Source organism: Flavobacterium sp., from assembly GCF_003525665.1.
In the GTDB taxonomy this organism is placed as follows: Bacteria; Bacteroidota; Bacteroidia; order Flavobacteriales; family Flavobacteriaceae; genus Flavobacterium.
In genome coordinates this window covers 1-5,176 of the sequence record NZ_DQDX01000143.1, presented here as the reverse complement: position 1 = coordinate 5,176, position 5,176 = coordinate 1, and the positions used below count along the sequence as shown (strand labels likewise).

The 5,176-nt window shown below is 33.9% G+C and carries 3 protein-coding genes; all 3 read right to left on the bottom strand.

All coding sequences use genetic code 11. The features are described from left to right. Nucleotides 1-136 precede the first annotated feature (136 nt). A complete protein-coding gene (locus tag DIU01_RS10025; RefSeq protein WP_290834037.1) occupies nt 137-2,533 on the bottom strand; it encodes a glycoside hydrolase family 31 protein in 2,397 nt (798 codons plus the stop codon). 141 nt (nt 2,534-2,674) lie between these two features. Then, the gene (glgB, locus tag DIU01_RS10020; protein ID WP_290834035.1) at nt 2,675-4,579 is read right to left on the bottom strand and encodes a 1,4-alpha-glucan branching protein GlgB; all 1,905 of its coding nucleotides are present in this window, start codon (nt 4,577-4,579) and stop codon (nt 2,675-2,677) included. A 235-nt stretch (nt 4,580-4,814) separates the two neighbouring features. Further along, a complete protein-coding gene (locus DIU01_RS10015; protein ID WP_290834033.1) occupies nt 4,815-5,126 on the bottom strand; it encodes a GIY-YIG nuclease family protein in 312 nt (103 codons plus the stop codon). Nucleotides 5,127-5,176: the final 50 nt, after the last annotated feature.

Genomic DNA, 5,176 nt, shown 5'->3' with positions numbered 1-5,176 from the left:
TTTTACTAAGATTAATTTGTTTTTGAAAAAGTAAAAATACAAAAATTTTACTTTTGAATATTATATGATTTATCAAAAAAATTATATCATCATAATAGTACAATTAAAAAACACTACTATCGATATGATGTTAAAACTAACCTATTAAATGGAGTTCTGTAAAGTCTTTATCAACGATTAAATTGCAATTATGATCAAATGAAACGCTTTCAAAACTTACCTTCTCGTTATCAATTTCAATTTCTTTTATTTTAAAAGGTAAACCAATCAAACTTATTTTTATTGTTTTGTATAATGTTTCAAAATCACCTTCCTTATGTTGCTGAATGATAAGCTCTTTATCCCTTCCGTTTAAATTAAAGGTTTTATAACTGTATCTGCCTTTATTGTAATCATATCCATCTTGAGCATCTTCGTAAACGTGTGATTTTTCTTTTCCTAATTTGTAAAAAACTTCTAAAGAAAGATCTACAATTTCGAGTTCACCAACATATTGTTGAATTGGATATTTAGGAATAATTGCACCTTCTTTTACGAAAAGTGGAATCTGATCAAAATCGGTGGCAACCCATAATTCACGTTTTCCTTTAACAAGTTCTTGTGTCCAGTAATTGTACCAATTTCCTTGAGGTAAATACATTCTTCTTCCTAAAGCATTTGGCTCAAGTATTGGACAAACTAATATTTGATTTCCAAAAATAAATTCGTCGGTTCTGTAATGCGTTTGTTTGTCTTCTTGATCAAAATAAACTAATGGTTTTAACATTGGCACACCATCATTTACATATTGCCAAAACATTGTGTATAAATAAGGTAATAATTGATAACGTAATTCAACAAATTTTCTAGTAATATCAATCACTTCATCGCCAAAACTCCATGGTTCTTGCTCGCCGTGATGACCAGAAGAATGCGTTCTACAAAATGGGTGAAATACTCCAAGTTGAATCCAACGCGCGTATAATTCTGCTGAAGGTTGTTCTGCAAATCCTCCAATATCAGAACCTGTGAAACCCATTCCAGACATTGACATTCGTTGCATTTGAATGTTTGCAATCCATAAATGTTCCCAAGTTGCAACGTTATCTCCAGTCCAAGATGATGTATATCTTTGCGCACCAGAATAGGCCGAACGCGTAATTACAAAAGGACGTTTTGGATAAGCAAAACGTTTAATCCCTTCATAGGTTGCTCGCGCCATTTGTGTTCCATAAACATTGTGTGCTTTTCTATGACTGCAGTTATTTCCGTCAAAATTATGGCGAACATCCAGCGGAAAAGTTTTGGTAGGAACCTCCATTACTGCTGGCTCGTTCATATCATTCCATACGCCTTTCACTCCTATTTCTGAAACTAATTCTTTAAATAATCCTGCCCACCATTCTCTAACTTCGGGATTTGTATAATCTGGAAAATTACAATCGCCAGGCCAAACTTTACCTTTCATGTAGGGTCCATCGGCTCTTTTACAGAAATAATCTTTTTCTAAACCTTCTTTGTAAACCCAATAATCTTTATCGATTTTTATTCCTGGATCGATGATTACGACCGTTTTAAATCCGTCTTTTGCCAATTCGGCAACCATTCTTTTTGGATCGGGAAAATATTCTTTGCTCCAGGTAAAACATCTAAATCCTTCCATATAATCAATATCGAGGTAAATAGCGTCGCATGGAATTTGCAATTCTCTAAACTTATTGGTTACTTCTTTAACTTTACTTTCTGGATAATAACTCCATTTACACTGATGATATCCTAAAGTCCATAATGGCGGAAGTTCTGGTTTTCCGGTCAAATGCGTGTACGTTTTTACAACATCACTCATTTTCGGACCGTAAATAAAGTAGTAGTTCATTTCGCCTCCATCAGCCCAAAAACTCGTTACATTTTTTCTTTCGTGCGCAAAATCGAAAAACGAGCGGAAAGTATTATCGAAGAAAATTCCGTAAGAAACATCATCATGTAACCCAATATAAAACGGAACTACTTTATACAATGGCTCTTGATCTTTTGCAAAAGCATATTGATCGGTTGCCCAGTTTTCAAGTCTTTTTCCTTTCAAATTTAGATGCGTTGCCTTATCGCCCAATCCGTAAAAACTCTCGCCATCACGCGAAACTTTACTCATTTTTACGATATTTCCTCCGTATTCATAATTCTCTTCCCAATGAAAACCAATTTCATCTTCTAGAATTGTTTTTCCTTCAAGGTCGTAAATTCCAACGCGCAAATCATGTTTTTGAACAATAACCGAAACTTTAGACGTTTTAATTTTAAAATGATCTTTCTCTTCAGTTACTTCTAAAGCATTGTAACCATGCGATTGTGATTTATCGATTGCATACGAAAAGTCATTGCTAAAATATCCTTTTGTGGTAAATCTAAAACGAACCATACTATCGCGAAGTACAGTAACTTGCAAAATTACATTGTTATCGGTATGGAAGAAAATCGAATCGACTTCTTGTGTATAAGAAACTATTTTGGAAGGGAATAAATCGCCTTTATATTCTAATTCGGTGTTGATGATCATAATAAAAATTTTAGACAATGTGCCAAATTTACAAAGATGACACTACAAATGATTGATATAAACTAAGTACTTTTTAACGAAAACGTTTGCGAATGGTTATAAAACAAAAAAGATGTGAAATTCACATCCTTATTGTTGTTATTAACTGATTTTGAATACACTCACACCTAATGGCGGAAGCACAACTTCGGCAGAATATTCTCTGTAATTCCAAGATTGTGCGTCGATTTTTATTGGTTTAGAATTGGTAACTCCGCTTCCATTGTATTCTACTTTATCTGAATTAAAAATTTCGGTAAGATTTCCTTTTGATGGCAACCCAATTCGGTAGTTTTCGTGAACAACTGGCGTCATATTACAAACCACAATTAGAATTTCTTTTTCCTTATTTCCTTTGCGGATATAGGCTAAAACTGAATTTTCGTTATCGGAATAATTGATCCATTCAAAACCTTCTGCTGAGAATTGTTTTTCGTATAAAGCTGGATGATTTTTATACAAAGTATTTAAGTCAGTAATGCATTTTTTGATTCCGTAGTGGAAACCATATTGCAGCAAATGCCAATCTAGACTGCTTTCAAAATTCCATTCAGATGTTTGTCCGAATTCACTACCCATAAACAATAATTTTGCTCCTGGATGAGTAAACATGTAGCCGTAAAGCAAACGTAAATTCGCAAATTTCTGCCATTCATCGCCAGTCATTCTTCCTAGAATTGATTTTTTGCCATAAACTACTTCATCGTGAGATAATGGCAACATGAAATTTTCGGTAAAAGCGTAAGTCATTGAGAATGTTAAATCGTTTTGATGAAATCTTCTGTAGAAACTTTCTTTAGCAAAATATTGCAAAGTATCGTGCATCCAACCCATCATCCATTTCATTCCGAAACCTAATCCACCAAGGAAAGTTGGTCGCGAAACCATTGGAAAACTTGTACTTTCTTCGGCAATTGTTTGAACATCTGGAAAATTAGAATAAACGGCTTCATTAAAATCTTTTAGGAAACTGATGGTATCTAAATTTTCTCTTCCGCCATAAATATTTGGTTCCCACTCGCCTTCTTTTCTTGAATAATCTAGATATAACATTGACGCAACAGCATCAACTCGAAGTCCATCAATGTGGTAATTTTTTAGCCAAAAAATTGCGTTGCTTATTAAGAACGAACGCACTTCATTTCGACCATAATTAAAAATCAAACTCTTCCAATCAGGATGATAGCCTTTTCTTCTGTCTGGATGTTCGTATAAGTTGGAACCGTCAAAAAATCCTAATCCGTGAGCATCATCTGGAAAATGTGATGGCACCCAATCCAAAATTACTCCTATTCCTGCTTGGTGCAATTTATCGACCAAAAGCATAAAATCTTGTGGTTTTCCGAAGCGAGATGTTGGTGCAAAATAGCCTACCAATTGATAACCCCAAGATGGATCGTAAGGATATTCCATAATTGGCATAAACTCAACGTGAGTAAAACCTGTTTCTTTTACATAAGAAACCAATTGATCGGCCAATTCAATATAAGTCAAAAACTTGCCATCTGCATTACGTTTCCACGAACCTAAATGTACTTCGTAAACCGAAAATGGTTTGTCTAATCCGTTTTTATCTTTTCGGATTTCCATCCATTTGGTGTCTTTCCATTTGTAATCTAAGTCCCAAATTACGGATGCTGTTTGCGGTGGATGCTCGCAATATAAAGCGAATGGATCGGCTTTTTCAGTGATTAAACCTCCATTATTGGATTGTATTTTATATTTGTATGTTGTTCCTTTATCAACACCAGGAATGAAACCTTCCCAAATTCCAGATTCGTCCCAACGAACGTTTAGTTGGTGTTCACCTTGTACCCAAAAATTGAAATCACCAACCACAGAAACTGAGCGCGCTGATGGTGCCCAAACGGCAAAATAAACGCCTTTAACTCCATTTACTTCAATAAGATGAGCTCCTAATTTTTCGTAGAGTTGAAAATGTTTTCCTGCTTTGAATAAATCGATGTCGAAATCGGTGAATAAGGAATGCGATTGTACTTGGTTCATTTTTATGTTTTTCAATTGATGTTTTTTTATTTTTTTGAACACAGATTTTAGAAATTTTGGAAATTTAAAAAATTGGTGTTTATTTTATAACTTTCGCATTAGTTTTATAAAACTTTTTAATCGAATTTTTGAATTTCACTGCAAAATATGAATATTTACGAGAACTGTCACCCTGAGTACTTCGGCTTCGCTCAGCATAAACTAAAGTCGAAGGGCCCTTTAGTTAATTTTTATTTTATGGTTTATATTTATAATGTGTTGCATTTCTGCATTCTGCTAATGTTTCAATCATATTAAAATCTCCTTTTATTAATGCTTCTTTCTTTTGTTTGGACCAACCTTTTAATTTCTTTTCAAAATAAATAGCTTGATTGGGTTCTGTGAAATCTTGAAACCATTCTAAGACCACTGGTCTTCTTTTGAATGTGTAGGCGTTTGGTAATTTACCGTCATTATGTTCATTCACTCTTCTTTCTAAATCATTTGTTATTCCTACGTAAAGTGAATTATCACTGCATCTTAGTATGTAAACGTAATAAAACTTCATTTTTCTTTCTATTTAACTAAAAGCCCTTCGACTGCGCTCAGGGTGACAAA

Bases quoted from the DNA above. Each gene is read 5' to 3' on its own strand.
- DIU01_RS10025 (WP_290834037.1), bottom strand. From the start codon at position 2,533: ATGATCATCAACACCGAATTAGAATATAAAGGCGATTTATTCCCTTCC.
- glgB (WP_290834035.1), bottom strand. From the start codon at position 4,579: ATGAACCAAGTACAATCGCATTCCTTATTCACCGATTTCGACATCGAT.
- DIU01_RS10015 (WP_290834033.1), bottom strand. From the start codon at position 5,126: ATGAAGTTTTATTACGTTTACATACTAAGATGCAGTGATAATTCACTT.